The sequence below is a fragment of the Massilia sp. 01N417 genome, from assembly GCF_056399645.1.
Window position 1 is genome coordinate 131,635 of record NZ_JBFTRS010000001.1, and the last position, 25,306, is coordinate 156,940.

A 25,306-nucleotide genomic window follows, 5' to 3' on the forward strand; every position below is an offset into this window, starting at 1 on the left:
GACGGCGCATGGCCCACTTCGGCGTGGTCGCACCGGCGTTCTACAGCCACTTCAGCGCGCTGGCGGCGCTCGGCCTCGAGCTGGTCGGGCGCGGCCACCGCGTGACTTTCCTGCAGCGGCCGGACGCGGCCATCTACCTGAAGGACCGCCGCCTCGGCTTCCACGCGGTCGGCCATGCTACCCATCCGCCCGGTTCGCTGGCGGCTTCGCTGCGGCGCGCCGCCAGCCCCGGCGGTCCGCTGGGCTTGCGCCAGGTGATCCTCGACATGGGGCGCGGTACGCAAATGCTGTGCCGCGAATTACCGGCCGCGCTGGCCGCGCTGGACATCGACGCCGTGATCGCCGACCAGATGGAGGCGGCCGGCGGCATGGTGGCCGAAGCGCTCGGCCTGCCGTTCGTCTCGGTGGCTTGCGCCATGCCGGTCAACCGCGAACCCGGCATTCCGCTGGCGGTGATGCCGTTCGCCTACGACGGCAGCGAACGGGGCTACCAGGTGGTGGAAGGCAGCACCCGCGTCTACGACTGGATGATGGGCCCGCACCGGAAAGTCATCGCCGCCGAATCGCGCCGGCTGGGCATCGCCGCGCGCGACGGCCTGCATGAGTGCCTGTCGCCGCTGGCGCAGATCAGCCAGACCACCGTGGCCTTCGATTTCCCGCGCCGCGCGCTGCCGCCGCATTTCCACCACGTGGGGCCGCTGCGCGCGCCCAGCGACGCCGGCGCGGCGGCGCCGACGCCCCTGCCGGAACTGGACAGCGGCCGGCCCTTCGTGTTCGCCTCGCTCGGCACCCTGCAGGGCCACCGCTTCGGCATCTTCAAGCGTGTCGCCAGGGCCTGCCGCCGGCTCGACGCCCAGCTGCTGGTCGCGCATTGCGGCGGCCTCGACCCAAGCCGGGAAGCAGCGCTGCTGCGTGCCGGCGCCACCGCGGTCTGTGCCTTCGCGCCGCAGCGGGAAGCGCTGGCGCGCGCCGACGCGGTGGTCTCGCACGCGGGCATCAATACCGTAATGGATGCGGTCGAGGCGCGCACGCCGATGCTGGCGATGCCGGTGACCTTCGACCAGCCGGGCACCGCCGCCCGCGTCCTGCACGCCGGGATCGGCCTGCGCGCCTTGCCGAGCCTGGCCGGCCCCGCCACCATCGCCCGCCAGTTGCGGCGCCTGTTCGAGGAGCCGCAGTTCGGCGCGCGGCTCGACGAGCAGAAGGCCAGCCTGGCCCGGGCCGGCGGCACGCCGCGCGCCGCCGACATCGTCGAGGCGGCCGTGCGCCTGCGCCGCCGCGAGGACAGGATGGCGCAGGCGGGCACCCCGGCATGAAGGCCGCGCCGTGGGACCTGATCCTGGCCGGCGGCGGCCTGGCCAACGGCCTGATCGCCTGGCGCCTGGCCCGGCACAGGCCGGAACTGCGCATCCTGCTGCTGGAGCAGGGAGACCACCTGGGCGGCAACCACACCTGGTCCTTCCACGACGGCGACCTCGACGCCGCGCAGCGGGCCTGGATCGCGCCGCTGGTGTCGCGCCGCTGGCCGCGCTACGAGGTCGTGTTCCCGGAATTCAACCGCACGCTCGAAGGCGGCTACGCCAGCATTGCCTCCGAAGATTTTGCCCGCACGATCGAGCCCGCGCTGGGACCAGGCCTGCGGCTGCGCGCGCGCATCGCCAGCGTCGGTCCGAGCCGGGTCAGGCTGGAAGACGGCGAGGTGCTGGAAGCGCGCGCCGTCATCGACGGCCGCGGCATGCGCGGCAGCCCGCGCCTGGCGCTGGGCTGGCAGACCTTCCTCGGCCAGGAAGTGCGCCTGGAACAAGCGCACGGCTTGTCTGCGCCCATCATCATGGATGCGAGCGTCGGGCAGCAGGGCGGCTACCGCTTCGTCTACGTGCTGCCCTTCGATGCGCAGCGCCTGCTGATCGAGGACACGCATTACGTCGACAGCGCCGCCTGGGAACCCGGGCGCCTGCGCGCCAACATCGGCGCCTATGCGCGGGCGCGCGGCTGGCGGATCGCGGAAGTGCTGCGCGAGGAGGAGGGCAGGCTGCCGATCGTGCTGGCCGGCGACTTCGACGCCTACTGGGACGACCTAGCCGGCCAGCCCAGCGTGGGCCTGCGCGCCGGGCTGTTCCACTCGACCACCGGCTATTCGCTGCCGCATGCGGTGCGGCTCAGCGAGCGTATCGCCGGCCTGGGTGACCTGCGCGCGCCCTCCCTGTTCGCCGCGATCCGCGACGAAGCGCAGATGGAATGGCGGCGCCAGCGCTTCTTCCGGCTGCTCAACCGCATGCTGTTCCTGGCCGGCAGTCCGGACCACCGCTGGCGCGTGATGCAGCGTTTCTACCGCCTGCCGGCCCCGCTGATCGCGCATTTCTACGCCGGCCGCCTGAGTTTGCGGGACAAGGCGCGTCTCCTGTCCGGCAAGCCGCCGGTGCCGCTGAAGCAGGCCTTCGTTGCGGCCTGCAAGATCCACCCTCACCAGATCGGAAGAGCAGAATGAACGCACGGAATATCGAGCCGCGCCGCGCGGTGGTCATCGGCGCCGGTTTCGGCGGCCTGGCCCTGGCCATCCGCCTGCAGGCGCGCGGCATCCAGACCACGCTGCTGGAAAAGCGCGACAAGCCGGGCGGCCGCGCCTATGTGTACGAGGACCAGGGATTTACCTTCGACGCCGGCCCCACCGTCATCACCGACCCCTCGTGCATCGAGGAGCTGTTCGCGCTGGCCGGCAAGCGCATGGAACACTATGTCGAGATGCTGCCGGTGTCGCCCTTCTACCGCCTGTGCTGGGAAGACGGCAGCCACTTCGACTACGCCAACGACCAGGAAGCCCTGGACCGCCAGATCCACGCGCGCAACCCGCGGGACGTGGCCGGCTACCGGCGCTTCCTGGCCTATTCGAAGGCGGTGTTCGCGGAAGGCTACCTGAAGCTGGGCGCCGTGCCCTTCCTGTCCTTCCGCGACATGGTGGCCGCCGGTCCCCAGCTGGCGCGCCTGCAGGCCTGGCGCAGCGTGTATGGCATCGTGTCGCGCTTCATCCAGGACGAGCAGCTGCGCCAGGCCTTCTCCTTCCACTCGCTGCTGGTGGGCGGCAATCCCTTCGCCACCTCCTCGATCTACACCTTGATCCATGCGCTGGAACGCGAGTGGGGCGTGTGGTTCCCGCGCGGCGGCACCGGCGCCCTGGTGCGTGGCCTGGTGCGCCTGTTCGAGGACATCGGCGGACGCATCGAGCTGAACGCCCCGGTGGCGCAAATCGAGACCGGCGCCGGACGCGTGAGCGGCGTGCGGCTGGAAGACGGCCGCCGGTTCGACGCCGATGCCGTGGCCTCGAATGCCGACGTGGTCCATACCTATGCAAAGCTGCTGGGCGCGCACCCGCGCGGCGCGGCCCAGGGCGAAGCCTTGCGCAAGAAGCGCTTCAGCAATTCGCTGTTCGTGCTGTACTTCGGCCTCGACCATCACCACAGCCAGCTGCGCCACCACACGGTGTGCTTCGGGCCGCGCTACCGCGAGCTGATCAAGGATATCTTCCACGGCGAGACCCTGTCCGAGGACTTCTCGCTCTACCTGCACGCCCCCTGCGTGACCGATCCCTCGCTGGCGCCGCCCGGCTGCGGCAGCCACTACGTGCTGGCCCCGGTGCCCCACCTCGGCAATGCGCCGATCGACTGGGAAGCCGAGGGACCGAAGTACCGCGAGCGCATCTTCGACTACCTCGAGCGGCGCTACATGCCGGGCCTGCGCAGCCAGCTCGTCACCAGCCGCATCTTCACGCCGCTGGATTTCCGCGACCAGCTCAACGCCCATCATGGATCGGCGTTCTCGCTCGAACCGCTGCTGACCCAGAGCGCCTGGTTCCGTCCGCACAACCGCGATGCCGAGCTGGCGAACCTCTACCTGGTCGGCGCCGGTACCCATCCCGGCGCCGGCGTGCCGGGCGTGATCGGTTCGGCCAAGGCCACGGCCGGCCTGATGCTGAAGGAGATGCAGGAAGGAGTGCGGGCATGAACGACGGGCTGCTGAACCACGCCACCCAGGCCATCGAAGTCGGCTCGAAGAGCTTCGCCGCCGCCGCCAGGCTGTTCGACCCGGCCACCCGGCGCGGCGTGCTGATGCTGTACGCCTGGTGCCGCCATTGCGACGACGTGGTCGACGGCCAGGAGCTGGGCTTCAATGCGGCGCCGAGCGAACAGCCGGATGCCGCCGCCAAGCTGGAAGGCCTGCGCGAACAGACCCGCCGCGCCTATGCCGGCGAGACGATGCGCGACCCGGCCTTCGCCGCCTTCCAGGAAGTGGCATTGCGCCACCATATCCCGCAGCGCTTCGCCTTCGACCACCTGGCCGGCTTCGCAATGGACGTCGAGGGCGCGCGCTACGAGAGCATCGACGACACCCTGCGCTACTGCTACCACGTGGCCGGCGTGGTCGGCCTGATGATGGCCTCGATCATGGGCGTGAGCGAGCCGCGCGTACTGGATCGCGCCTGCGACCTCGGCCTGGCGTTCCAGCTGACGAACATCGCCCGCGACATCGTCGAGGATGCGCAGATCGGGCGCTGCTACCTGCCGGCCCAGTGGCTGCGCGAAGCCGGCATCCCCCGCGACGAACTCGCGCTGCCGCGGCACCGTCCGGCGCTGGCGAAGCTGGCCGCGCGCCTGGTCGATCACGCCGAGCCGTATTACGCCTCGGCCCTCGGCGGCATCGCTCCGCTGCCGCTACGCTCGGCCTGGGCGATCGCCACCGCGCGCAAGGTATACCGGCAGATCGGCATCGTGGTGAGGCGCCGCGGCGCGCATGCCTGGGATGAGCGCGCGGGCACCTCGAAGGCGACCAAATTGCGCCTGCTGGCGGAGGGAGGCGGGCAGGCCCTCAGTTCGCGTCTGGCGGGCGCGAATGCGCTGCAGCCGCGTCCGGCCGGCCTGTGGCAGCGTCCGGGTGGCGCCGCCGAAGCGGCCCCTGGTGCAGCGCATGCAAGCGCCGTTTGAGGGCCTCGACCGGCGGCGCATACAGGAAGCCGAAGGACACCGCGCCGTCCTTGCCCGACACCGCGTGATGCATGCGGTGGGCCTGGTAGAGGCGCTTCAGGTAGCCGCTGCGCGGCACGTAGCGGAAGGGCCAGCGCTGGTGCACCAGGCCGTCGTGGGCCACGAAGTAGAGCAGGCCATAGGCCGTCATGCCGGCGCCGATCCATTCCAGCGGATGGTGGCCCAGGGTGGCGCCGGCGTAAATGAGGGCGATCGCCGCGCCCGCGAACACGACGGCGTACAAGTCGTTCTTCTCGAACCAGCCGCTGCGCGGCTCGTGGTGCGAGCGGTGCCACGCCCAGCCGAAGCCGTGCATCACGTACTTGTGCGCCACGATGGAAAACACTTCCATCAGGACCACGGTAAGGATGAGGATGAAGGCATTGAGCAGCATGTAAACCAGCCTACCATACAAGAAAGGAAACGCATGACCCGATTCATCCAGTTGCTGTCCGGCTGCCTGCTGCTGGGCGCTGCCGCCTGCGCCTCGGCGGCCACGGTCGAAGTCCACGTCTCGGGCGTCGCCGCCGGCAAGGGCAAGATCAACGTCGCCGTCTGCGACAGGGAACGCTTCCTCAAGCAGTGCGCCTACTCCGCATCGATGCCGGCCCGCGAGGGCGAGAACGTGATCGCGGTGCCGGGCGTGCCGAAGGGGAGCTGGGCGGTGCTGGCCTACCAGGACGAAAACGAGAATGGGGAGCTGGACCGCAACCTGATCGGCATCCCGAAGGAGAACTACGGCTTCAGCCGCGATGCCCGCGGCAAGTTCGGGCCGCCGGGTTTCGACGATGCGGCGATCGAAGTAAAAGGCGAGGTGACGGCGGCCACGCTCAGGCTGCACTGAGGTGCCCGTATGTCCTCGATTCGCTTCTCCCGCCCGGCCGCGGCCGTCCTCCTGATGCTTGGCCTGGCTGCATGCTCGCGCAACGGCAAGGCGCCCGTGCCACACCCGGTCCCCGCCACGGTCTCCGCCGCCGCATCCGCGCCGGCGGCGCCCGCGGCCGCAGCGACTTCGCTGCCCACGCGGCGGCGGGCATGCTGAACATCTACACCCTGCGGCGCGAAGGCAGGCAGTGGAAGGTCCTGGCTCGCCACGAGAACGTGGCCAGCATGGGTTCCTTCGGCAATTTCGGCAGCCTGAAATGGGTGAGCCTGGGTCCCGGCAAGCCGGGATTCATCGTGTCGTCGGGCGGCGTCTGGCAGGGCAATATGATCAGCGGCGCCGGCGTGTTCGAACTCGGCGACGAGGTCCGTCACCTGGGCGGCTACAGCGAGGCATCCGGCAATGCCGGGGCCTGCGTGCCGGGCATGGAGGAATGCTGGGATGTCGACAGCAGCATTCGTTTCGTCGACAGTCCGCAAGGCGGTGCCTACCGCGACATCCTGGTCGATTACAAGGGCAGGCACTACACGCTCGCCGAGGGCAGGGATGGCAAGGATGTCGAGCACCTGAAATCCACGGTGCCGGGTATCTGAACGCCCTTACCAGTCCACGATCCGCCAGCTTGGCCTGCTCAGGTGGCGCACGAAAAACCCGGACAGCGCCTCGACCTTGGCCGGCCGCGTGCGCGCCGAGGGCGTGACGAAATAGAGCCCGCCGCGCGGCAGGGTCCAGTCCTTCAGGATCGGCACCAGGCGGCCGTCGCGCACCTGGTCGGCGCAGATGAATTCCGGGAATTCCGCGATCGCCAGGCCGTCCAGCACGGTCGGCATCAGGGCGTCGGCGTTCGTCACCCTCAGCGGGCCGTTGGGCCTGATGCTGACTTCCTCGCCGGCGGCGTTGGTGAAGCGCCAGACGTCGTTGCGCGCGCGGTAGGCATAGCCCAGGCAGGCGTGCCGGGCCAGGTCCGCGGGATGCTGGGGCGTGCCGTGCTCCCGCAGGTAGGCGGGGGAGGCGAGCACCAGCGGCGCGACCGGGCACAGGCGCCGCGCCACCAGCGAGGAATCGGCCAGCACGGCGATGCGCAGGGCGGCGTCGAAGCCTTGCCCGACCAGGTCGACCTGGGCGTCGCTCAGGTGGAGGTCGACCGAGACTTCCGGATACTCCCTGAAGAAGGCCGGCATCAGCGGCGCCACCCAGCGCAGGCCGAAGGACATCGGCACCGACAGCCGCACCAGCCCGCGCGGCCGCGCCGAGGTCTCGCGCGCGGCCGCTTCCGCCGCTTCGGCTTCGCGGACCACCTTCATCGCGCTCTCCGCGATCATGTTGCCGAACTCGGTCAGCGCCAGCTGGCGCGAGGTGCGGTTCAGGAGGCGCGCGCCGAGCCGCTCCTCGAGCCGGGCGACGGCGCGCGACACGGTCGCCACCGACACGTTCAGGGCGCGCGCGGCACCGGCGAAGGAACGCTCCTCGGCGACCCTGGCGAACATCGCCAGGCCTTCGAAATCGGGCAGGGTCGACATCTGCATACTCCAAATTTGCAACGATGGTTTGCGATGATTGCTATTTTAAATGGTCCCGGTCGTCGGTACCATGTTTCACATCGGCTGACCCAACCGACCCATCGACCAAAGGAGAACATCATGACTCGCAAACTCGACAACAAAATCGCCCTGATCACCGGCGCCACCAGCGGCATCGGCCTGGCCGCCGCCAAGCGCTTCGCCCTCGAAGGCGCGCAAGTGATCGTCACCGGCCGCCGCCAGGCCGAACTCGACGCCGCGGTCGATGCCATCGGCCACAACGCCCTGGGCCTGCGCGTCGATTCCAGCAAGCTCGGTGACCTCGACAGGCTGTACGACGAGATCCGCGAACGCTACGGCCGCATCGACGTCCTGTACGCGAATGCCGGCGGCGGTTCGATGCTGCCGATCGGCGAGATCACCGAAGAGCAGTTCGACGACACCTTCGGGCGCAACGTCAAAGGTACCTTGTTCACCGTGCAGAAAGCGCTGCCGCTGCTGTCGAAAGGCGCCTCGGTGATCATGACCGGTTCCACCGCCGGCAGCAGCGGGACCCCGGCCTTCAGCGTCTACGCCGCCAGCAAGGCCGCGGTGCGCGCCTTCGCCCGCAACTGGATCCTCGACCTGAAGGACCGCGGCATTCGCATCAACACCATCAGCCCGGGCGCTACCCGCACCCCCGGCCTGGTCGAACTGGCCGGCGACGACGCCCGGCAGCAGCAAGGCCTGCTCGACTACATGGCTTCGCAGATCCCGCTGGGCCGCGTCGGCGAACCGGACGAGATCGCGAAGGCCGCGGTGTTCCTGGCATCAAGCGATGCCAGCTTCGTCAACGGCGCCGAACTCTTTGTCGACGGCGGCCAGGCCCAGATCTGAGCCGCGTGCGTCACCGAAACGGCCCGGCTGTCATCATGTGCGAAACTTCTCGGGGAGGACCGCATGTGGTGGGAGCAGAGCTGGCGCACGATACAGGAGGAATTCTCGGACCTCGGCAACGCCGATGACGTCACCCGCGTGGTCGTGCGCCTGATCGTCGCGGTGGGACTCGGCGGCCTGCTCGGCTACGAGCGCGAATCGGTCGGCGCCTCGGCCGGGCAGCGCACCCACATGCTGGTGGCGCTCGGCTCGGCGCTGTTCATCCTGATCCCGCTGCAGGCCGGCATGCGGATCGACGACCTGTCGCGGGTGCTGCAGGGCGTGACGGCGGGCATCGGCTTCCTCGGCGCCGGCGCCATCCTCAAGCTGCGCGAACGGAACGACATCAAGGGCCTGACCACGGCCGCCAGCGTGTGGCTGACCGCCGCCATCGGGGTGGCGGCCGGGATGGGCCGCGAGACCACGGCGGTGGTCAGCGCGGTGTTCGCCTTCGTGATCCTGTCCCTGCTGCGGCGCAAGGACAAGGAGTAGGCGGCGACGCTCAGGCGGCTCTCAGGCGCCGCTCAGGCAAGGTAAGGCTGGTAGGCGATCCCGTCCTGCATCTGGCCGACCAGCAGGGCGTGCAGTTCGCTGCCCTCGCTGACGCCGGCCAGCACCTGGCCCTCGGTCGCGCCGTTCTTCAGCACCTGCAGCCAGTAGGCGTAGCCGGCCGGATCCGGCGCCCGGTGCAGCATGTGCTCGTAGACCTTGGTGAGAAAGTCCTCGGCGCTACGGGTGGCGCCGTACATCCCGGTGAATTCGGTGTCCTTCGTGAACGCCGTCGCCACGTCCACCAGCGAGGCCCCGCGGTCCATCACGCCGAGCCAGTAGCCCAGGCCCGCCAGGTCGGGCACGCGGTCGAAGGCGGCCGCGTACAGCTGGTAGGCCTTGCCAGCCACGCCGTCGGTGTCGAAGGCCAGCGCGCCGTCGGCGAACAGCAGGCGCTCGATGCCGGTCAGGGTGTCGCTGCCCTCGGCGCCGCCGTTGTCGGTGACCGTCATGCCGGCACCGTTGCGCGCGATCGTGAAGCCGTCGCGTGCGCCCGCATATACCGCCGTGTCGAGGCCCGCGCCGCCGTCGAGGCGGTCATCGCCGCCGCCGCCGCTCAGCGTGTCGTTGCCGGTACCGCCGGCGATGCTGTTGGCCACCGCGTTGCCGGTGATTTTGTCGTTGCCCGCGCCGCCGATCGCGTTCTCGATCACCGAGCCGATGTCGATCGTGATCTGGCCGCGCGCGGTGATGGTCGAGGCCTTGGCGCCGACATGGCTCCAGTAGCCCGCTTCCAGCGACAGGCTCAGGTCCTGGGTCTGGTCCGAACCGTCGATGGTGTCGTTGCCGCCGCCGTCGCCGATCATCAGGTAGGCGCCGCCGATGATGTAGCGGGTATCGCCGCCGTGGAAGCTGGCGGACGGACCGTACAGGTACTGCAGGGACGCGACGTCGAGGGGGCTGAACTGGCCGGGATTGCGCTCGGTGCCGGTGTAGCTCATCACCGTGTACAGCACGTGGTCTTCCGACTGCGGCAGGTAGGGGCCGGGACCGCTGTTGCCGGTCGCGTCGGCGTCGGCGAAGGGATGCTTGAGGCCCAGTGCGTGGCCGATCTCGTGGGTGACCACCCGCATGAATTCGGCGCCGTTGTCGAGATTCGGCGACAGCGCCAGCTGGGTGGCGTCGACCATCACCCGCGATCCCGCGCGGGTCGGCTGCAGCGTATAACCGTAGCCGGCCGAATCCTCCTGCTGGTTGTTGGCGAAGACGATGGTGCCGAGCGCTTCGGTGTCGGTGGTCTCGACGAAGTGCACGTCGATCAAGGTCTCGATGTAGGCCAGCACCGCCTTGGTGTACCTGATCTGGTCGGCGTTGAAGGGCTTGAAACCCTTCTTGTCGTCGGCGTCGAAGAAGCTCGGCGAGGTCTGCGCGAAGGCATAGCCGATGACGCGATCGTCGCCGACGGCGCCGTCGAGGAAGGGGGCGCCGTCGAAGACGAGGGCATCGATCCAGTAGGGCAGCTTCTGCACGCCCGGGGCCCAGGTCCAGTCCTCGATGTCGGGATTGGTCTTGTACCAGTCGGCGTGGATGGTGCCGCTGTCGTGGCCGCCGGGGTCGAGCACCAGGTCGCGGCGGTCGTGGATCTCGTAGTGGTCGTCGCCCTTGCCGCCGACCATGATGTTCAGGCCGCTGCCGCCGTCGAAGAAGTCGTTGCCGCCCTGGCCGAACAGCAGGTCGTCGCCGTCGCCGCCCAGCAGGGTGTCGTTGCCGCTGCCGCCGACCAGGTAGTCGTCGCCGGGGCCGCCGTCGAGCAGGTCGCTGCCGCCGTTGCCGATGAGGTCATCGTCGCCGGCGCCGCCGTGGATGTCCTCGTCGGACAGCGTGCCCTTCAGGGTGTCGTTGGCGGGCGTGCCGTCGATGCGGATCGACCCGGTGAGGTTGGCGGATATGGGCACGGCGTCTCCTTGCTGGGAAACCGACACGATACCGTATCGGTCCCGGCGGAAAATCCGCGCATTCTCACCACGCGCAGGCGATCAGTCGCGATCCGGCGCGCCCAGCGGGAACAGCGGACGGTAGGGACGCGCTTCTTCCACCGCGCGGGCGAAGGAGGGCCGGCCGAGCAGGCGCGAACGGTAGGCGCGCAGCACCGGATAGTCGGCGGAGATGGGGTGGACCCAGTCGGCGTAGAACAGCGAGGGCGCGGCGGCGCAGTCGGCCAGGCTGAACCCGTCGCCCGCGGCCCAGGTCCGGCCTTCGAGCCGCTGCTCCAGCCAGGCGTAGGCCCACTCCAGCTTCTCGGCCGCATGCGCCAGTCCCTCGCGGCGCTTGTCCGGATCGCCGCTCAGGGCGCCGCCCACCGCGTGCTGGACCGGCGACATCACGTGCAGGTCGAAGAAGCGGTCGAGGAAGCGCACGTCCAGCGCCGCCATCGCATCGGCCGGCAGCAGGCGCACCGGTCCCGGATGGGCCAGCTGCAGGTACTCGATGATGATGCTGGTCTCGGCGACGTCGCGCTCGCCATCCACCAGCAGCGGGAACTTGCGCAGCGGCCAGCGGCGCAGCCACTCGCCCACATGCTGCGGCGTGTCCGGCCCGATGCTGCGGAATTCGAAGGGCAGGGCGTTCTCGTACAGCGCAATCAGCACTTTCTGCGTGTAGGAGGAAAAGGGATGACCGTAGAGCGCGAGCGGCATGGGTTTGCTCCTCTTTCAAAATAAGCAATATACTAATCCGGATTCGGTGCTCAACCAAGGAGATAAAGATGAAGCGTTTGACCGCGGCGGATTTCGACCCCGAAGTACTGAAGCTGTTCGACGGCTATGTGCACGGCCGCCTGTCGCGCCGCGATTTCCTCGCGCGGGCAGGCCGCTATGCGGTGGGCGGCGTGACCGCCACCACCCTGCTGGCGCAGCTGTCTCCTTCGTTCGCGGCGCCGCTGGTTGCCGCCGGCGATGCGCGTGTCAAGACCAGCTACCAGGAATTCCCGTCGCCGCAGGGCTACGGCAAGGTGCGCGGCTACCTGGCGATGCCGGCGAACGCCAAGGGCAAGCTGCCTGCGATCCTGGTGGTGCATGAAAACCGCGGCCTGAATCCGCACATCGAAGACATCGCGCGCCGCCTGGCGCTCGAGGGCTTCATCGCCTATGCCCCCGATGCCCTGTTCCCGCTGGGCGGCTATCCCGGCGACGAGGACAAGGCCAGGGAACTTTTCCCCAAGCTGGACCAGGCCAAGACCCGCGCCGATTTCGTCGCCGCCGCGCATGCGCTGGCCACGCTGCCGCAGGGGAGCGGCAAGGTCGGCGTGGTCGGCTTCTGCTATGGCGGCGGCATCGCGAATTACCTGGCCACCCAGATCCCGGACCTGGCGGCCGTCGTGCCCTTCTACGGCTCGCAGCCGCAAGCCGCCGACGTCGCCCGCATCCGCGCACCGATGATGATCCACGATGCCGGCAAGGACGAGCGCATCCTGGCCGGCTGGCCGGCCTACGAGGCCGCGCTGCAGGCCAACAAGGTGCACTACCAGCACTTCGTCTATGCCGGCGCCGAGCACGGCTTCAACAACGACACCACGCCACGCTACGACGAGGCGGCGGCCAAGCTGGCGTGGGGCAGGACGGTCGCCTTCTTCAAGGAAAAGCTGGACTGAAGCGGTAGAGATTCCCTTTGTCAGGGGGAAGCTTTTCGGGGTGCAATTTGTTTCAATCGAAGCCTTTCAACTCTCGCTTTGATCGGACTTCTCATGACACTTCGCATCCTCAGGCGGGTTCGCTGACGGCGCCGCCCAAAACGAAAAGGCACCCGAAGGTGCCTTTTTCCTTGCCGCGGTGATGGCTTACACATAAGCCGCCAGCGCCGTTTTCATCTTCTTCAGCGCAGCCGTTTCGATCTGGCGGATGCGCTCGGCCGACACGCCGAACTCTTCGGCCAGCGTGTGCAGGGTCGCGCCCGAGCCGTCGTCGTTGGCCAGCCAGCGTGCTTCCACGATGCGGCGCGAACGCGGGTCCAGCTTGCCCAGGGCCGTTTCCAGGCCTTCCGACTGCAGGCGCACCGTGTCGTTGGCTTCCAGCACCTTGGTCGGTTCCTGCTGGTCCGAGGACAGGTAGGCGATCGGCGAGAACTTGTCGTCTTCGTCGTCGGTCGGCGCTTCGAGCGCGATGTCGCGGCCCGACAGGCGGGTTTCCATCTCGACCACTTCTTCGCGCTTGACGCCCAGCATCTGCGCCATGTCGGCCACCTGTTGCGGCGACATGGCATCCAGGCCCACTTTGTTGCTGCGCAGGTTGAAGAACAGCTTGCGCTGGGCCTTGGTCGTCGCGACCTTCACCAGACGCCAGTTCTTCAGGATGTATTCGTGCATCTCGGCCTTGATCCAGTGCATGGCGTACGACACCAGGCGCACGCCCTGGTTCGGGTCGAAGCGCTTCACTGCCTTCATCAGGCCGATATTGCCTTCCTGGATCAGGTCGGCGTGCGGGAGGCCATAGCCGAGGTAGCCGCGTGCGATCGAGACCACCAGGCGCAGGTGCGACATCACCAGCTTCTGCGCGGCGTCCAGGTCATTCTTGTCCCGCAAGCTCTTTGCCAGCGAGACCTCTTCCTCGTGGGACAGCATCGGCAGACGGTTGACGGCCGAGATATAGGCGTCGATGTTGCCGAGATTGCCAGTGAAACCCAGTCCCAGAGCACGGGTGCCAGCGGGAACCAATGCGGATTGTGCGGACATAGTCATTTTCCCTCGTAGAATAATCTGTGCTGCATCGTCAATTTGACCGCAAAACCGCCCCGGAGGCGCAAGTTTTACGGTTTGTTACGGGATGCGAACGGTGTGCTCTTGAGCCACTTCCGTTTAGTACTGACGTAATATTAGCACTCTCTTGAGGTGAGTGCTAGCCGCCACCATATCCCCGACGACGTCCTTAAGTCCTGCTAAAGTATTGCTCTAAAGAATTGATTTTTTGGCTTTGTTTCAACTGTAGAGCAGGTGAGAGCGCTCCGGTTGACAGGGGTCAAACGTGACGCTCTTATGATTTGAACTGGTAGAAGACAGGTTAGACCCCACATGATATGGGGTCTGTGAAGTGGCGCACTTACGTTTGTAGGCGTATTTCCCGCCTCGGCTGCGGTTTTTTCTGGCGAACAGCAGCCGAGTTAGCGAAAGAATAATTAATTCATGCGCGCCAGATGCCGCTGCACCGACAGCATCGCGCCCACCAGGCCAAGCCCGGCGCTGATGGCCAGCAGGCCCGCCAGGCCCAGCGGCGACAGCGGCGCGAGCTGGAACTCGGAAGCGTACAGGCGGGCGAACTCGGCGATGGATGCGTTCAGCGGACGCAGGGCCAGCGCCACCGCACCCAGCGCCACCGCGCCGGCGCACAGGCCGAGCAGGGCGCCCGTGTAGTAGAAGGGGCGGTGGATGAAGTTGTCGGTCGCGCCCAGCAGCTTGGAGACGGCGATCTCGTCGCGCTGGGTCAGCACCTGCAGGCGGATGGTGTTGAACACCACCGCGATCACGACCACGCCGAGGGTGATCGCCAGCAGCAGCAGCACCAGGCGCAGCACGCCCAGCAGTGCGGCCAGGCGCTTCACCCAGGCCGAGTCGACCTGCACCGAGTCCACGCCCGGCAGCGCCTGCAGCTGGTCGGCGATGCCGTCGATGCGGGCGGCGTCGGTGCTGCTGGTGAAGCCTTGCAGCTTCATCACGTAGCTGTCGGGCAGGGGATTGTCGCCCAGGGTCTCGATCACGTCGGCGAGGCCGCTCTTGGCCTTCAGGTTGTCGAGCGCCTGCTCGCGGGGCGTGAAGCTGATCTTCGCGTGGCTGCCGGCCAGGATGCGCTGCAGCTGCGGCGCCAGCGCCTGCGCCTGCTCGCGGGTGGCGTCCGTCTTCATGAACAGGCTGATCTCGGGATCGACCGAGAGCTGTTCCGACATCGGGCGCACGTTGTCGAGCAGGGTCAGGCCGGCGAAGGGCAGGGTCAGCGCCAGCGATACCACCAGCACGTTGAACAGGAAGCTGCCGGGCGACTTGCGCACCTGGGCAAAAGCGGCGCCGAGGGCGAAGCGGTGTTGGCGGAACCAGATATTCATGCCGCACCTCCCACCAGCTGGCCATGCTCGAGGCGGATCACGCGCGCGGCGGCGTCCAGGATCTGTTCGTCGTGGGTCGAGATCATGCAGGTCACGCCGACGGAATTGAAGGCGCGCAGGGCATCGATCACGCGGTCGGCCGCGGCGCGGTCGAGGTTCGCGGTCGGCTCGTCGGCCAGGATGATCTGCGGACGGTTGACGATGGCGCGGGCGATCGCCACGCGCTGTTGCTCGCCGCCGGACAGTTCCAGCGGCATCGCCCTGGCGCGGTCGAGCAGGCCGACCTTGTCGAGCGCGGCGCGGGCACGCTGCTCGGCCTGCGCGGTCGAGGCGCCGGTGACGATCAGCGGCAGCATCGTGTTGGCAAGGATGCTGCGGTCGTTCAGCAGGCGCTGCTGCTGGAAGATCACGCCCAGGTTACGCCGCAGGAAGGGCACGCCGGCCTTCTTGAGCTTGCCGATGTCCTGGCCGTTGACGACCACGCTGCCGCTGGTCGGACGCTCGACGGCGGCGATCATCTTGAGCAGGGTCGACTTGCCGGCGCCGGACGGGCCGGCGAGGTAGACCAGTTCGCCCTTGCCGATGCTGAACGAGACATCGTTCAGGGCAAGTGCGTCGGCGGAATATTTTTTCGAGACAGACTGGAATTCGATCATCTGGCCTTACCCCAGCAGCGCCTCGGCGAACTCGTCGGCGCTGAAGGGCTGCAAGTCCTCCAGCTTTTCGCCCACGCCGATGAAGTACACCGGCACCGGGCGGGTGCGCGCGATGGCGGCCAGGATGCCGCCCTTGGCCGTGCCGTCCAGCTTGGTGATCACCAGGCCGGTCAGGTTCAGGGCGTCGTCGAAGGCCTTCACCTGGGCCAGCGCGTTCTGGCCGGTATTGCCGTCGATAACCAGCAGGACTTCGTGCGGCGCGTCTTCCATGCCCTTGCCGATCACGCGCTTGATCTTCTTGAGTTCTTCCATCAGGTGCAGCTGGGTCGGCAGGCGGCCGGCGGTGTCGACCATGACCACGTCGACGCCGCGCGCGCGGCCCGACTGCACCGCGTCGAAGGCGACCGCGGCCGGGTCGCCCGACGCTTGCGAGATCACGGTGACGTTGTTGCGCTGGCCCCAGACCATCAGCTGCTCGCGGGCGGCGGCGCGGAAGGTGTCGCCGGCGGCCAGCAGCACCGACTGTTCGAAGCGCTGCATGTGCTTGGCCAGCTTGCCGATGGTGGTGGTCTTGCCGGCGCCGTTGACGCCGGCGATCATCATCACCAGCGGCTCGTGGCGGCCGAGTTCGAGCGGCTTTTCCAGCGGACGCAGGAGGTCGACCATCAGCTCCTTCAGCGCGGCCTTGACGGCGGCGGCGTCGAGCAGCTTGTCTTCCTTGACCTTGCGGCGCAGGTTGTCCAGCAGATATTGGGTAGCGTCCATGCCGGCGTCCGACATCAGCAGGGCCGATTCCAGCTCTTCGTACAGGTCTTCGTCGATGCGCGCGCCGACGAACAGCAGGGACAGGTTGCTCGAGGTCTTGGACAGGCCGGCCTTCAGGCGCGCCATCCAGGATTTCTTCTTCTCGGCTTCGTTGCCGGGCCGCTCGGCGGTCTCGGGGAAGAGCTGGCCTTCGTAGCCGCTCGACATGACGGCGGCCTGCTCGGCAATCTGGGTGGCGACGGGATCGGGAACCTCGGCCTCGCGCGCGGCCGGCTCTTCCGGCTCGGGCTCGGCTGGCGCCGCGGTCTCGGGAACGAAGGTGTCGTCGCTGGCGCCGAACAGGCGGCGCAGGAAGCCCGGCTGGGCGGGCGCTTCCGCAGGCGCTTCGGCGGCCGGGGAGGTTTCGGCAGCGGCGGACTCTGCCTGGACAGGCGTCTCGGCTTCAGGCTTTTTCTTTTTGAAGAAACTAAACATGGATGTAGTCGGGGAGGGGAACTGCATGCATATGCCCGATAATTCCGGGCATGTCAACGATCACGGTATTCTACCAGAGCGTTGCGGCGAAGCCTCTTCCATACCGGCCGTCCGCCTAACTCGAAACATGGACGACAGATGTGCGACGGCTCATCTATATTGTCGCTAGAATGCCGCTCATCAGTTCGTATATCAATACGTTTGCTGGAAAATCGGCGGCGAATCATATAGATTGCGAATGTCTATAAAAGAATCCTTCTCAAGGGCTCATCGTGAAGATCCTGTCCAGGTACCTCAAGCGGCTCATTTCCGGAGACGAAGTAAGTGGCGGTAACGCAGCTTCGCTGCGCAATATCGTCGTCTGGGTATTCATTGCGCTGGTGGCCGCTTTCCTGACCCATCCTTCGGGTCCGCGCAGCGCGCTGGATACGCCGGTGCCCTGGCCGGCGGAGTTGGGATTGGATAATCCGGGTATTTGACTGGTTCCGGCGAACCAACATCGTCGTTCCCGCGAACCAACAACGTCGTTCCCGCGAACCAACAACGTCGTTCCCGCGAAGGCGGGAATCCAAGTTTTACTGTGTCGGGTATTCGACGAACCTGGATTCCCGCCTGCGCGGGAATGACGGGCACAAGTCAACGATCCTTACTTCTTCCCCGCCTCGGCATTCTTCCGAATCGTCTCCAGCGTAGCCCCCGGCGTAATCAGATTGCCGTCATAACGCAGCTCGATCACCGCCGGCAGCTTCTTCTCGTTCGTGAACGCCACCGCGCGCTGTAAAGCCGGTGCGAAGTCGGCCGTCTTTTCCACCACCTCGCCCTGGCCGCCATAGGCCTCGGCCAGCGCCGCGAAGTCCGGATTGTGCAGCTCGGTGCCTGACACGCGGCCCGGATACTCGCGTTCCTGGTGCATGCGGATGGTGCCGAACATATTGTTGTTGAAGACGATCAGGATCAGGCCGGCGCGGTACTGCACGGCGGTCGCCAGTTCCTGGCCGGTCATCATGAATTCGCCGTCACCGGCAAAGGTGACGACGGTGCGCTGCGGGTCGACGATCTTCGCCGCGACGCCGGCCGGCACGCCATAGCCCATCGCGCCGCTGGTCGGCGCCAGCTGGGTGCGCATCGCGCCGTAGCGCCAGAAGCGGTGCGCCCAGGTCGCGTAGTTGCCGGCGCCGTTGGTGATGATGGTGTCGTGGGGCAGGCTGGCCTGCAGGTCCTGCACCAGCTGCCAGAGGTCGAGCGGCGCCTTGCCGTCCTGGAAGATCGCAGGCTGCTGCTGCCAGGCGCGCAGCTCGGCCCTGGCTTCCTCGATCGTGTGGCGCCAGGCGGACGAATCCACCGGCGCCATCGCCGCCAGCATGCGCGCGGTTTCCGGGGCGCCGCCGGCGATCATCAGCTCGGCCTGGTAGACGCTGCCCAGCTCCTGAGGGTCCGGGTGGATGTGCACCAGGCGCTGCTTCGGCACCGGCGACGCCAGCAGCGAATAGCCGCTAGTCGTCATCTCGCCCAGGCGCGGGCCGAAGGCGATCAGGACGTCGGCCTCCTTCACGCGCGCGGCCAGCTTCGGATTGATGCCGATGCCGACGTCGCCGACGTAGTGCGGGTGCTCGTTGTCGAGCAAGTCCTGGAAGCGGAAGGCGCAGGCCACCGGCAGGCCGTTGGCTTCGGCGAATGTCCGGACGTCGGCGCAGGCCTGTTCGTTCCAGGTGCCGCCGCCCAGCAGCAGCAGCGGCTTCTTCGCTTCCTTCAGCATGCCGCGCAGGGTGTCGATCTGGGCCGCGGAGGGCGAGGCCTGCACCGGCTGGTAGCGGCGGGTGTCCGCCACTTCCGCCTGCGCGACCAGCATGTCTTCCGGCAGCGCCAGCACCACCGGGCCCGGACGGCCGCTGGTCGCGACCTGGAAGGCGCGCGCGATGTATTCGGGGATGCGGTCGGCGCGGTCGATCTGCGCCACCCACTTGGCCATCTGGCCGTACATGCGGCGGTAGTCGATTTCCTGGAAGGCTTCGCGGTCCATGAAGTCGGTGCCGACCTGGCCGATGAAGAGGATCATCGGCGTCGAATCCTGGTAGGCGGTATGAACGCCGATCGATGCATTGGTCGCGCCCGGGCCGCGGGTGACAAAGCAGATGCCGGGCTTGCCGGTCAGCTTGCCGTAGGCCTCGGCCATGAACGCCGCGCCGCCCTCCTGGCGGTTGATCACGAAGCGGATGTTCGAATCGTGCAGGGCGTCGAGCACGTCGAGGTAGCTTTCACCGGGAACGCCGAAGGCGGTGTCCACGCCGTGGACCTGAAGTGCATCGACCAGGATCTGGCCGCCGCTGCGGGAGGGGTGGGTCATGGTGCGTCATCCTTATAGATTTTGCTATCCGGACATTCTATGCGAGCGTTTCGGGGGCGGCTTTTGAAATGGCGACACAAAATTACAGAAATCGCAGCGATTGCAGCCGGCAGGAACGCGCATCGGTTACAATGCCCGCCGTGAAGCAGGCCAGACAGCCGCTGGCCGGTACCGCAAGGTGCTGGCGGGAGGAAGGTCCGGACTCCATAGAGCAGGGTGACGGTTAACGGCCGTCCGTCGAAAGCCGGTGCAAGCCGGTATAAGGCGAGGAATAGGGCCACAGAGACGAGCGTATTAAGTTACGGTGAAACGCGGTAACCTCCACCTGGAGCAATTCCAAATAGGCACGCGTTGAGGTTGCTCGCGGAGCGTGCGGGTAGGAAGCTTGAGCGCCGGAGTAATTCGGCGCCTAGAGGAATGGCTGTCATAGGGGCGTCCCGCAAGGGAGACCACTACACAGAATCCGGCCTATCGGCCTGCTTTACACATAATTCGGTCATGACGATGGACTACATCCTCGCCCTCGACCAGGGCACCACCAGTTCGCGCGCCATCCTGTTCGACCGCCAGGGACAGGTGGCCGCCAGCGCCCAGCACGAATATCCCCAGCATTTCCCCCGGCCCGGCTGGGTCGAGCACGATCCGCTCGACATCTGGCACAGCCAGATCGCCTGCGCGCGCGAGGTGCTGAAGGAGAGCGGCATCGATGCCGCCCAGGTGGCCGCGATCGGCATCGCCAACCAGCGGGAAACCACGGTGGTCTGGGACCGCCGGACCGGTGAGCCGCTGTGCCATGCCATCGTCTGGCAGGACCGCCGCACGGCGGAACGCTGCGACGCCCTGCGCGCGGCCGGCCACGCCGCCCTCATCCAGCGCAAGACCGGCCTCGAGGTCGACGCCTATTTTTCCGCCACCAAGCTGCAATGGCTATTGACCCACGTGCCGGGCGCGCGCGCCCGCGCCGAGCGCGGCGAACTGGCCTTCGGCACCATCGACAGCTGGCTCGCCTTCAGGCTGACCGGGCGCCACGTGACGGACGTGAGCAACGCCTCGCGCACCATGCTCTTCAATATCAACAGCCTGCGCTGGGATCCGGAACTGCTCGACCTGTTCGGCGTGCCGGCCTCGATGCTGCCGGAAGTGGTGTCCAGTTCGGAGCAGGTCGGGCTGACGAACGAAGCCTGGTTCGGCCGCGCGATCCCGCTGGCGGGCATCGCCGGCGACCAGCAGGCCGCCACCTTCGGCCAGGCCTGCCACCGCCGCGGCATGGTCAAGAATACCTATGGCACCGGCTGCTTCATGCTGATGCACGCGGGCGACGTGCCGCCGGTGTCGCACAACCGCCTGCTGTCGACGGTCGGCTGGACCGTCGGCGGCCGCACTGATTATCTGCTCGAAGGCAGCGTCTTCATGGGCGGCGCCACCGTGCAGTGGCTGCGCGACGGCCTCGGCATCATCAAGCAGTCCAGCGACGTCGAAGCCCTGGCCCTGTCCGTGCCCGACAGCGGCGGCACGATGCTGGTGCCGGCCTTCGTCGGCCTCGGCGCGCCGCACTGGGACGCCTATGCGCGCGGCACCATCGTCGGCATGACGCGCGGGACCACGGCCGCCCACATCGCGCGCGCCGCGGTGGAAGCCATCGCCTACCAGAGCGCCGAGCTGCTCGCCGCGATGCAGAAGGATGCCGCCTGCGCCGTATATGAGGTGCGCGCCGACGGCGGCGCGGCCCGCAACGACATGCTGATGCAATTCCAGGCCGACCTGCTGGGCGTGCCGGTGATCCGTCCGCGTGTCACCGAGACCACGGCCCTGGGCGCGGCCTGCCTGGCCGGGCTGGCGGTCGGCTTCTGGTCTTCACGCGAGGAGATCGCGGCGCAGTGGCAGGCCGACCGCCGTTTCGAGCCGCATATGCCGGCCGCGCGCCGCGACGAGCTGATGGCGCGCTGGGCGCGGGCGGTGGCGCATGCGAAGAGCTGGGCCGAGCCCGCGCAGCATTAATCCGGTTCGGGCACCAGCGACAGCACGTGCGCGGCGACCGGCCCACCATGCAGCTGCAGGCGGTTGCGGGCCAGGCATTCGTGGACAGCACCTGCTTTACGCGCCACCGCCAGGCTGGGCAGGTTGCCGTCCGCGACGACGATCTCGACGCGCGACAGTTGCAAGGCTTCGAAGGCATGGCGCGCCAGTACCTGGACGGCGGCCAGCGCCGCGCCCTGGCGCTGCTGCGAGGCGCGCACCCAGTAGCCCAGGTTGCAGAAGCCGTGCTGGGTGTTGAACTGGTTCAGGCCGGCGCCGCCGACGAGGGTCTTGCCGTCCTCCAGGAAGATACCGAATTCATGGGCGCTGCCGGCGGCACGGGAGGCATCGCAGAAAGCGAACCAGGACAGCGCTTCGTCTTCCGTGTACCCGCCATGGGCCCAACCCATCCACTGGCCGAGGCTCGCCATCGACTCGCGCACGGCTGCGGCGAAGCTCGATGCGTCCGCTGCGGTGAAGGGACGGAACAGGAAACGGCCGGCATGCAGCATATTCATGACAGGGGTTGATGAGTTGAAATAATTTCATCATAGCATCTCGCCTGGATGGCCGAACTGTCGTGCGAGCCGCCGACTGAGGATGGGGCACAATCTGGACAGTCCAATTTCTCCGGAGTTTCTTTGAAAGCCTTCTTTTCCACCGTCCACGCGGTCATGGCCGTGCTGTTCATTGCCATCTCGCTGTTGCTGATGGTGCTGGCCGTAATGACGGGCTGGAAGGCGGTCGGCGCCGAACTGGCCGAAGGCGCCGAGAGTGCGATCGAGGCGATCGGCCTGCTGGCGATCGCGGTGGTGTCGCTGCAGATCTCGCAGACCATCGCCGAAGAGGAGGTGATCCGCGACGCCCACATCAGCGCACCGACGCGGGTGCGCCGCTACCTGTCGCGCTTCATGGTCGTGGTGGTGGTGGCGCTGTCGATCGAGGGCCTGGTCGGCACCTTCAAGGCCCTGCACGAGGAGCCGGAACTGCTGCCGCACGCGGCCTCGGTGCTGGTCGCGGCCGGCATCCTGCTGTCGGGCTGGGGGCTGTTCATCCGCTTCAACAAGGAAGCCGAGGTGCTGGAGCCGGAGGCAATGAAAGAGGCGAAAAGCGAGGACAAAAAACTGGAAGACAAGGGGTAGAATGTTCGCTATGACTTCCGAAGGAAATGCAATGCGCTACCGGACCACGATCATGCCGCTCATCTTCGCCATTGCCGCTGCCGCCGGCCACCCGGCGGCCTCCGCCCAGCAGGCGGCTGCGCCGCAGCCGGGCGATATCGCCTCGCTGGCCGACCTTCCTTCCGACATTCGCCTGGTGATCGGCCCCGACGTCTCCGACCGCGGCGGTCCCTTCGCCGCCGGCTGCGTCAGCAGCAACGGCGAGCCGCACAGCCGCTTCGCCAGCGCCCGCATGAACGCCGACACGGCCCAGGTCACGATCGAGCGCGGCGGCATCGCCCATTACTTCGATACGCTCGACTTCCGGCGGGTAGAAGGGCGCTGGGTCCATGTGCCCAAGCAGCCGAAAAAATAAACCTATTCAGGCCATGCCGCGCCTGGTTGCATAGGCACGCAACTGCTCTTGCTGATGCTGGTCCAGGCAACGGAAGGGAATCGGCATCCCGCCCTTGGCGAACATCAGCAGATAGCCGCGCTCGTAGCGGCGCACCATCTTCACCTCATCCCAGCTCTTCGACAGCGTCCCGAGCCGCGAGCTGCGCTCGATGCCGTGGCCGTCGATGCGGAATTCGCAGACCGGCATGCGGCGCTTTTTCAGCAGGAAAACCGGCGGCGCAAACAGGGCGATCCACAGGTCCAGCGTGAAGGGCAGCGACAGGAACGCCAGCGCGCTGCCCGCCGCGAATGCATACCCGATCCAGCCGGGGCCGGCGGCCCAGGCAAGCAGGCCGGCTACTGCCCCGATCGCGAGCGGCATCCAGGTCTGGCGCCGCCTTTTTTCCTCCGGCATGTGGCGCAGGATGAAGCCGATGTGCCCGCGCAGGATGCTCATGTATTCGGCCAGGGTATAGGAGACGCTGAAGCGGATCGGCGGCGCGTCCGGCGGCGGCGCGACCTCGCCGGAAGGCGGATCGACGGTCAGTTCGGTAGCGGCGAAGCTTTTCTGTTGCTGCCGGACGATCTGCATGGCGACCTCCTTGCGGTGGGGAGGGTGGGGATGGCCGGTGCCGAACATGGTGACTCCACTTGATGGGGGTGTCCGGCAAGTGGAGGCCGTCTTTGTTATTGCAAGAGTGTAATTAGAGCTTTTGCATCCTCAGAACCCGATCCGCCCCTTGCCCGGCGTAGGCTTGAGCCGGATATCCCCCGCCACCACATGCTCCCGCCCATCCGCCACCGCATACCCAAGCCCATCCAGCAAGGTCTTGCGCAAATCCCGCGGCGACACCCCGGCCAGCTTGTCCAGCACCACATCCCCCAGCCGCGGATCGAAGGCGCCGAGGTTCAACTCGCGCAGCAGGCCCGCATACATGCGCTGGGCAATCCCCGCCGCCTGCTCGGGCGTGGGCGCCGGCACCTCGTACACCGCCATGCGGTTCAGCAGCGGATGCGGGATGCCCTCGGTGGAATTCGCGGTCAGCACCCAGAAGATCTGGGAGGCGTCGATGTCGACGTCGATGAACTCGTCGCGGAAGGCGCAGGCCGTTTCCGGCTCCAGCAACTGATACAGAGCGGCCAGCGGATCCGACTGGGAAGAACCCGAGGCTTTTTCGACTTCGTCCAGCACGATCACGGGATTGGCATACTTCCCGCGCACCAGGCGCTCGGCCACCTTGCCGCATTTGGCGCCGCGCCAGCTGGCCGAACTGCCGGTGATGACGAAGCCGGCCGACAGCGCGTTCATGCTGATCAGCTCGCAGTCGGTCTGCATGACCTTCGCCAGCCGCTTGGCGAAGTGGGTCTTGCCGACGCCGGGACCGCCCAGCAGCAGGATCGGCATGACGTTGAATCCTTTGTCTCCCGCATGGGCCAGGCGCAGGTAGCGCGCCAGGTCGTCCAGCACTTCGTCGAAGTTGGGGCATTCCTCGAACAGCGGGTCGAGGGCCTCGATGGAAGAGGGGGTGGTGACGAAACGTTCGGCGCCCGTCTCCAGCATGCGTTCGTAGAACGCTTCGAGCTCGGGCGAACGTCCGCGGCTGCGGTCGAGCGCACCCTGGACCTCGTTGAGGTCGTAGACGGTGCGAGTCCGGGCTAATGTGATACTCACGGCATCCTCCGGCGCAGGCTGAGCCTGCGAGTCAGTACTTGCTCACTGTCACCCGCTAACGGCTGGGTGACCGCTTGTCTTTATCCTAACCCGCTCTGCATCAATCTGCAATTTCCCAGCGTACTGTGTCATGCATGCTGCATAGGGGGCGAGCACGCTTGTGCGACCTACCGTCAGTAAAAAGTTGCGACTGATCAAACGTAAAACCCATGTGTATACGTGAGCCGCCACATGCAGATACTTAGCTAAGTGCCTAATTTTGTTCGATATTTTTACTTGAGGTCGCTTCAGCGAAGTTCGCTAAGTCATTGGTTTCATTGGCAATTTCGCTGTTTTCCAAACGTGAATTCGCTTGACCACAGTCAACGCTTCCTCTAAAGTGGGAAACGGTGGCAAAAAGTGCAGTTTTGTGGGAGAAATCAGGATCTCCCGGCGCCTAAAACTAACAAACTGATAACTCTCCAAAACTAGGTAAATACGTGTTTCAGGGCGCGTCAGCGATCAATCTCGATGCGAAGGGGCGGATGTCCATACCGTCCAAGCACCGTGACGCCTTGTTGCAGCAGTGTGAAGGCCGTATGACGCTCACGAAACACCCGCATGGTTGCCTGTTGTTCTTCCCGCGCCCGGTGTGGGAAGAACATCGCGAACAGATCGCCTCCTGGCCGATGTCCGCCAGGGCGTGGCAACGCATTTTCCTGGGTAACGCCTGCGATGTCGAGCTGGACGCGTCGGGCCGGGTGCTGATTTCGCCCGAACTGCGCAGCGCAGTTGGATTGGAGAAGGAAGTCATGATGCTCGGGATGGGGACCCATTTCGAGATCTGGGACGCCGCAAAACTGGCCGCAGACGAGGCCATGGCCGTCGCCGGCGGCATGCCCGATGTCCTTTCCAATTTCTCCTTTTAAGGCACC

26 protein-coding genes and 1 other RNA gene are annotated in these 25,306 nt (G+C 66.9%); 15 read left to right on the plus strand and 12 right to left on the minus strand.

Annotated elements, in window-relative coordinates:
- The first annotated feature begins 8 nt into the window (after positions 1-8).
- Genes AC1DOQ_RS00650 through crtB form a run of 4 tightly spaced genes read left to right on the plus strand, consistent with a single transcriptional unit; the run spans position 9 to position 4,976 of the window.
- Positions 9-1,316: a glycosyltransferase gene (locus AC1DOQ_RS00650; protein ID WP_477359070.1), complete on the plus strand. Its 1,308-nt coding sequence runs from the start codon at positions 9-11 to the stop codon at positions 1,314-1,316.
- Complete coding sequence (gene crtY / locus AC1DOQ_RS00655; protein WP_477359073.1) at positions 1,313-2,488, plus strand: lycopene beta-cyclase CrtY; 1,176 nt, start codon at positions 1,313-1,315, stop codon at positions 2,486-2,488. The genes AC1DOQ_RS00650 and crtY overlap by 4 nt, the downstream gene beginning before the upstream one ends.
- On the plus strand, positions 2,485-3,999 hold the full coding sequence (locus tag AC1DOQ_RS00660) for a phytoene desaturase (protein ID WP_477359076.1): 1,515 nt from the start codon (positions 2,485-2,487) through the stop codon (positions 3,997-3,999). The genes crtY and AC1DOQ_RS00660 overlap by 4 nt, the downstream gene beginning before the upstream one ends.
- Positions 3,996-4,976 carry a 15-cis-phytoene synthase CrtB gene (gene crtB, locus AC1DOQ_RS00665; protein WP_477359079.1) on the plus strand — a complete coding sequence of 327 codons (981 nt, stop codon included), beginning with the start codon at positions 3,996-3,998 and terminating at the stop codon, positions 4,974-4,976. The genes AC1DOQ_RS00660 and crtB overlap by 4 nt, the downstream gene beginning before the upstream one ends.
- Here crtB and AC1DOQ_RS00670 read toward each other — a convergent pair.
- Entirely contained in the window at positions 4,861-5,409 is a 549-nt protein-coding gene (locus AC1DOQ_RS00670; protein ID WP_477359082.1) for a sterol desaturase family protein, read from the minus strand. The genes crtB and AC1DOQ_RS00670 overlap by 116 nt on opposite strands.
- A 33-nt stretch (positions 5,410-5,442) precedes the next feature.
- On the opposite strand from AC1DOQ_RS00670, the gene AC1DOQ_RS00675 reads away from it, so the two are divergent.
- Both AC1DOQ_RS00675 and AC1DOQ_RS00680 read left to right on the plus strand, forming a co-directional pair.
- A complete protein-coding gene (locus AC1DOQ_RS00675) occupies positions 5,443-5,859 on the plus strand; it encodes a DUF2141 domain-containing protein (RefSeq protein ID WP_477359085.1) in 417 nt (138 codons plus the stop codon).
- A gap of 71 nt (positions 5,860-5,930) precedes the next feature.
- Positions 5,931-6,491: a hypothetical protein gene (locus AC1DOQ_RS00680; protein WP_477359088.1), complete on the plus strand. Its 561-nt coding sequence runs from the start codon at positions 5,931-5,933 to the stop codon at positions 6,489-6,491.
- 6 nt (positions 6,492-6,497) lie between these two features.
- On the opposite strand, the gene AC1DOQ_RS00685 is transcribed toward AC1DOQ_RS00680, so the two are convergent.
- On the minus strand, positions 6,498-7,418 hold the full coding sequence (locus AC1DOQ_RS00685) for a LysR family transcriptional regulator (protein WP_477359090.1): 921 nt from the start codon (positions 7,416-7,418) through the stop codon (positions 6,498-6,500).
- Positions 7,419-7,538: 120 nt separating this feature from the next.
- Between AC1DOQ_RS00685 and AC1DOQ_RS00690 the strand changes: the two genes are divergently transcribed.
- Both AC1DOQ_RS00690 and AC1DOQ_RS00695 read left to right on the plus strand, forming a co-directional pair.
- Positions 7,539-8,294, plus strand: coding sequence for an SDR family NAD(P)-dependent oxidoreductase (locus tag AC1DOQ_RS00690; protein ID WP_477359093.1), 756 nt, complete (start codon positions 7,539-7,541; stop codon positions 8,292-8,294).
- 63 nt (positions 8,295-8,357) lie between these two features.
- Entirely contained in the window at positions 8,358-8,825 is a 468-nt protein-coding gene (locus AC1DOQ_RS00695; protein ID WP_477359096.1) for an MgtC/SapB family protein, read from the plus strand.
- 32 nt (positions 8,826-8,857) lie between these two features.
- Here the strand turns inward: AC1DOQ_RS00695 and AC1DOQ_RS00700 are convergent, their stop codons facing one another.
- Together AC1DOQ_RS00700 and AC1DOQ_RS00705 are read right to left on the minus strand one after the other, a co-directional pair.
- Positions 8,858-10,777, minus strand: coding sequence for a DUF4214 domain-containing protein (locus AC1DOQ_RS00700; RefSeq protein WP_477359099.1), 1,920 nt, complete (start codon positions 10,775-10,777; stop codon positions 8,858-8,860).
- Positions 10,778-10,858: 81 nt separating this feature from the next.
- Positions 10,859-11,518 (minus strand): glutathione S-transferase family protein, encoded by a 660-nt coding sequence (locus AC1DOQ_RS00705; protein ID WP_477359102.1) that lies wholly within the window; start codon positions 11,516-11,518, stop codon positions 10,859-10,861.
- Positions 11,519-11,586: 68 nt separating this feature from the next.
- On the opposite strand from AC1DOQ_RS00705, the gene AC1DOQ_RS00710 reads away from it, so the two are divergent.
- Entirely contained in the window at positions 11,587-12,471 is an 885-nt protein-coding gene (locus tag AC1DOQ_RS00710) for a dienelactone hydrolase family protein (protein ID WP_477359105.1), read from the plus strand.
- Between the two features lie 186 nt (positions 12,472-12,657).
- Here AC1DOQ_RS00710 and rpoH read toward each other — a convergent pair whose 3' ends face one another.
- From rpoH to ftsY, 4 genes are all read right to left on the minus strand, one after another.
- Positions 12,658-13,548 (minus strand): RNA polymerase sigma factor RpoH, encoded by an 891-nt coding sequence (gene rpoH, locus AC1DOQ_RS00715; RefSeq protein ID WP_442122194.1) that lies wholly within the window; start codon positions 13,546-13,548, stop codon positions 12,658-12,660.
- Between the two features lie 440 nt (positions 13,549-13,988).
- Complete coding sequence (gene ftsX / locus AC1DOQ_RS00720; RefSeq protein WP_477359108.1) at positions 13,989-14,909, minus strand: permease-like cell division protein FtsX; 921 nt, start codon at positions 14,907-14,909, stop codon at positions 13,989-13,991.
- On the minus strand, positions 14,906-15,565 hold the full coding sequence (locus AC1DOQ_RS00725; protein ID WP_477359111.1) for a cell division ATP-binding protein FtsE: 660 nt from the start codon (positions 15,563-15,565) through the stop codon (positions 14,906-14,908). Before AC1DOQ_RS00725 ends, ftsX begins: the two co-directional genes overlap by 4 nt.
- A 6-nt stretch (positions 15,566-15,571) precedes the next feature.
- Positions 15,572-16,804: a signal recognition particle-docking protein FtsY gene (gene ftsY, locus AC1DOQ_RS00730; RefSeq protein ID WP_477359114.1), complete on the minus strand. Its 1,233-nt coding sequence runs from the start codon at positions 16,802-16,804 to the stop codon at positions 15,572-15,574.
- 272 nt (positions 16,805-17,076) lie between these two features.
- Between ftsY and AC1DOQ_RS00735 the strand changes: the two genes are divergently transcribed.
- Positions 17,077-17,283, plus strand: a complete 207-nt coding sequence (locus AC1DOQ_RS00735) for a hypothetical protein (RefSeq protein ID WP_477359117.1) — start codon at positions 17,077-17,079, stop codon at positions 17,281-17,283.
- 167 nt (positions 17,284-17,450) lie between these two features.
- Here the strand turns inward: AC1DOQ_RS00735 and AC1DOQ_RS00740 are convergent, their stop codons facing one another.
- Complete coding sequence (locus AC1DOQ_RS00740; RefSeq protein WP_477359120.1) at positions 17,451-19,148, minus strand: thiamine pyrophosphate-binding protein; 1,698 nt, start codon at positions 19,146-19,148, stop codon at positions 17,451-17,453.
- Between the two features lie 142 nt (positions 19,149-19,290).
- Here AC1DOQ_RS00740 and rnpB point away from each other — a divergent pair.
- An RNA gene (rnpB, locus tag AC1DOQ_RS00745) (RNase P RNA component class A) lies at positions 19,291-19,635 on the plus strand.
- Between the two features lie 17 nt (positions 19,636-19,652).
- Positions 19,653-21,146 (plus strand): glycerol kinase GlpK, encoded by a 1,494-nt coding sequence (gene glpK, locus AC1DOQ_RS00750; RefSeq protein WP_477359123.1) that lies wholly within the window; start codon positions 19,653-19,655, stop codon positions 21,144-21,146.
- On the opposite strand, the gene AC1DOQ_RS00755 is transcribed toward glpK, so the two are convergent.
- The gene (locus AC1DOQ_RS00755; RefSeq protein WP_477359126.1) at positions 21,143-21,682 is read right to left on the minus strand and encodes a GNAT family N-acetyltransferase; all 540 of its coding nucleotides are present in this window, start codon (positions 21,680-21,682) and stop codon (positions 21,143-21,145) included. The two genes, glpK and AC1DOQ_RS00755, sit on opposite strands and share 4 nt — an antisense overlap.
- A 156-nt stretch (positions 21,683-21,838) precedes the next feature.
- Here AC1DOQ_RS00755 and AC1DOQ_RS00760 point away from each other — a divergent pair, with 156 nt between their 5' ends.
- Both AC1DOQ_RS00760 and AC1DOQ_RS00765 read left to right on the plus strand, forming a co-directional pair.
- On the plus strand, positions 21,839-22,306 hold the full coding sequence (locus AC1DOQ_RS00760; protein WP_477359818.1) for a hypothetical protein: 468 nt from the start codon (positions 21,839-21,841) through the stop codon (positions 22,304-22,306).
- Positions 22,307-22,337: 31 nt separating this feature from the next.
- On the plus strand, positions 22,338-22,700 hold the full coding sequence (locus AC1DOQ_RS00765; protein ID WP_477359129.1) for a hypothetical protein: 363 nt from the start codon (positions 22,338-22,340) through the stop codon (positions 22,698-22,700).
- Positions 22,701-22,706: 6 nt separating this feature from the next.
- Here AC1DOQ_RS00765 and AC1DOQ_RS00770 read toward each other — a convergent pair whose 3' ends face one another.
- A complete protein-coding gene (locus AC1DOQ_RS00770; protein ID WP_477359132.1) occupies positions 22,707-23,360 on the minus strand; it encodes a YcxB family protein in 654 nt (217 codons plus the stop codon).
- A gap of 81 nt (positions 23,361-23,441) precedes the next feature.
- Positions 23,442-24,392, minus strand: a complete 951-nt coding sequence (locus AC1DOQ_RS00775; RefSeq protein WP_477359135.1) for an AAA family ATPase — start codon at positions 24,390-24,392, stop codon at positions 23,442-23,444.
- Positions 24,393-24,871: 479 nt separating this feature from the next.
- Between AC1DOQ_RS00775 and mraZ the strand changes: the two genes are divergently transcribed.
- Positions 24,872-25,300, plus strand: coding sequence for a division/cell wall cluster transcriptional repressor MraZ (gene mraZ, locus AC1DOQ_RS00780; RefSeq protein ID WP_477359138.1), 429 nt, complete (start codon positions 24,872-24,874; stop codon positions 25,298-25,300).
- The last annotated feature ends 6 nt before the right edge of the window (positions 25,301-25,306 follow it).

Bases quoted from the DNA above. Each gene is read 5' to 3' on its own strand.
- AC1DOQ_RS00650 (WP_477359070.1), top strand. From the start codon at position 9: ATGGCCCACTTCGGCGTGGTCGCACCGGCGTTCTACAGCCACTTCAGC.
- crtY (WP_477359073.1), top strand. From the start codon at position 1,313: ATGAAGGCCGCGCCGTGGGACCTGATCCTGGCCGGCGGCGGCCTGGCC.
- AC1DOQ_RS00660 (WP_477359076.1), top strand. From the start codon at position 2,485: ATGAACGCACGGAATATCGAGCCGCGCCGCGCGGTGGTCATCGGCGCC.
- crtB (WP_477359079.1), top strand. From the start codon at position 3,996: ATGAACGACGGGCTGCTGAACCACGCCACCCAGGCCATCGAAGTCGGC.
- AC1DOQ_RS00670 (WP_477359082.1), bottom strand. From the start codon at position 5,409: ATGCTGCTCAATGCCTTCATCCTCATCCTTACCGTGGTCCTGATGGAA.
- AC1DOQ_RS00675 (WP_477359085.1), top strand. From the start codon at position 5,443: ATGACCCGATTCATCCAGTTGCTGTCCGGCTGCCTGCTGCTGGGCGCT.
- AC1DOQ_RS00680 (WP_477359088.1), top strand. From the start codon at position 5,931: ATGCTCGCGCAACGGCAAGGCGCCCGTGCCACACCCGGTCCCCGCCAC.
- AC1DOQ_RS00685 (WP_477359090.1), bottom strand. From the start codon at position 7,418: ATGTCGACCCTGCCCGATTTCGAAGGCCTGGCGATGTTCGCCAGGGTC.
- AC1DOQ_RS00690 (WP_477359093.1), top strand. From the start codon at position 7,539: ATGACTCGCAAACTCGACAACAAAATCGCCCTGATCACCGGCGCCACC.
- AC1DOQ_RS00695 (WP_477359096.1), top strand. From the start codon at position 8,358: ATGTGGTGGGAGCAGAGCTGGCGCACGATACAGGAGGAATTCTCGGAC.
- AC1DOQ_RS00705 (WP_477359102.1), bottom strand. From the start codon at position 11,518: ATGCCGCTCGCGCTCTACGGTCATCCCTTTTCCTCCTACACGCAGAAA.
- AC1DOQ_RS00710 (WP_477359105.1), top strand. From the start codon at position 11,587: ATGAAGCGTTTGACCGCGGCGGATTTCGACCCCGAAGTACTGAAGCTG.
- rpoH (WP_442122194.1), bottom strand. From the start codon at position 13,548: ATGTCCGCACAATCCGCATTGGTTCCCGCTGGCACCCGTGCTCTGGGA.
- ftsX (WP_477359108.1), bottom strand. From the start codon at position 14,909: ATGAATATCTGGTTCCGCCAACACCGCTTCGCCCTCGGCGCCGCTTTT.
- AC1DOQ_RS00725 (WP_477359111.1), bottom strand. From the start codon at position 15,565: ATGATCGAATTCCAGTCTGTCTCGAAAAAATATTCCGCCGACGCACTT.
- ftsY (WP_477359114.1), bottom strand. From the start codon at position 16,804: ATGTTTAGTTTCTTCAAAAAGAAAAAGCCTGAAGCCGAGACGCCTGTC.
- AC1DOQ_RS00740 (WP_477359120.1), bottom strand. From the start codon at position 19,148: ATGACCCACCCCTCCCGCAGCGGCGGCCAGATCCTGGTCGATGCACTT.
- glpK (WP_477359123.1), top strand. From the start codon at position 19,653: ATGGACTACATCCTCGCCCTCGACCAGGGCACCACCAGTTCGCGCGCC.
- AC1DOQ_RS00755 (WP_477359126.1), bottom strand. From the start codon at position 21,682: ATGAATATGCTGCATGCCGGCCGTTTCCTGTTCCGTCCCTTCACCGCA.
- AC1DOQ_RS00760 (WP_477359818.1), top strand. From the start codon at position 21,839: ATGGCCGTGCTGTTCATTGCCATCTCGCTGTTGCTGATGGTGCTGGCC.
- AC1DOQ_RS00765 (WP_477359129.1), top strand. From the start codon at position 22,338: ATGCGCTACCGGACCACGATCATGCCGCTCATCTTCGCCATTGCCGCT.
- AC1DOQ_RS00770 (WP_477359132.1), bottom strand. From the start codon at position 23,360: ATGTTCGGCACCGGCCATCCCCACCCTCCCCACCGCAAGGAGGTCGCC.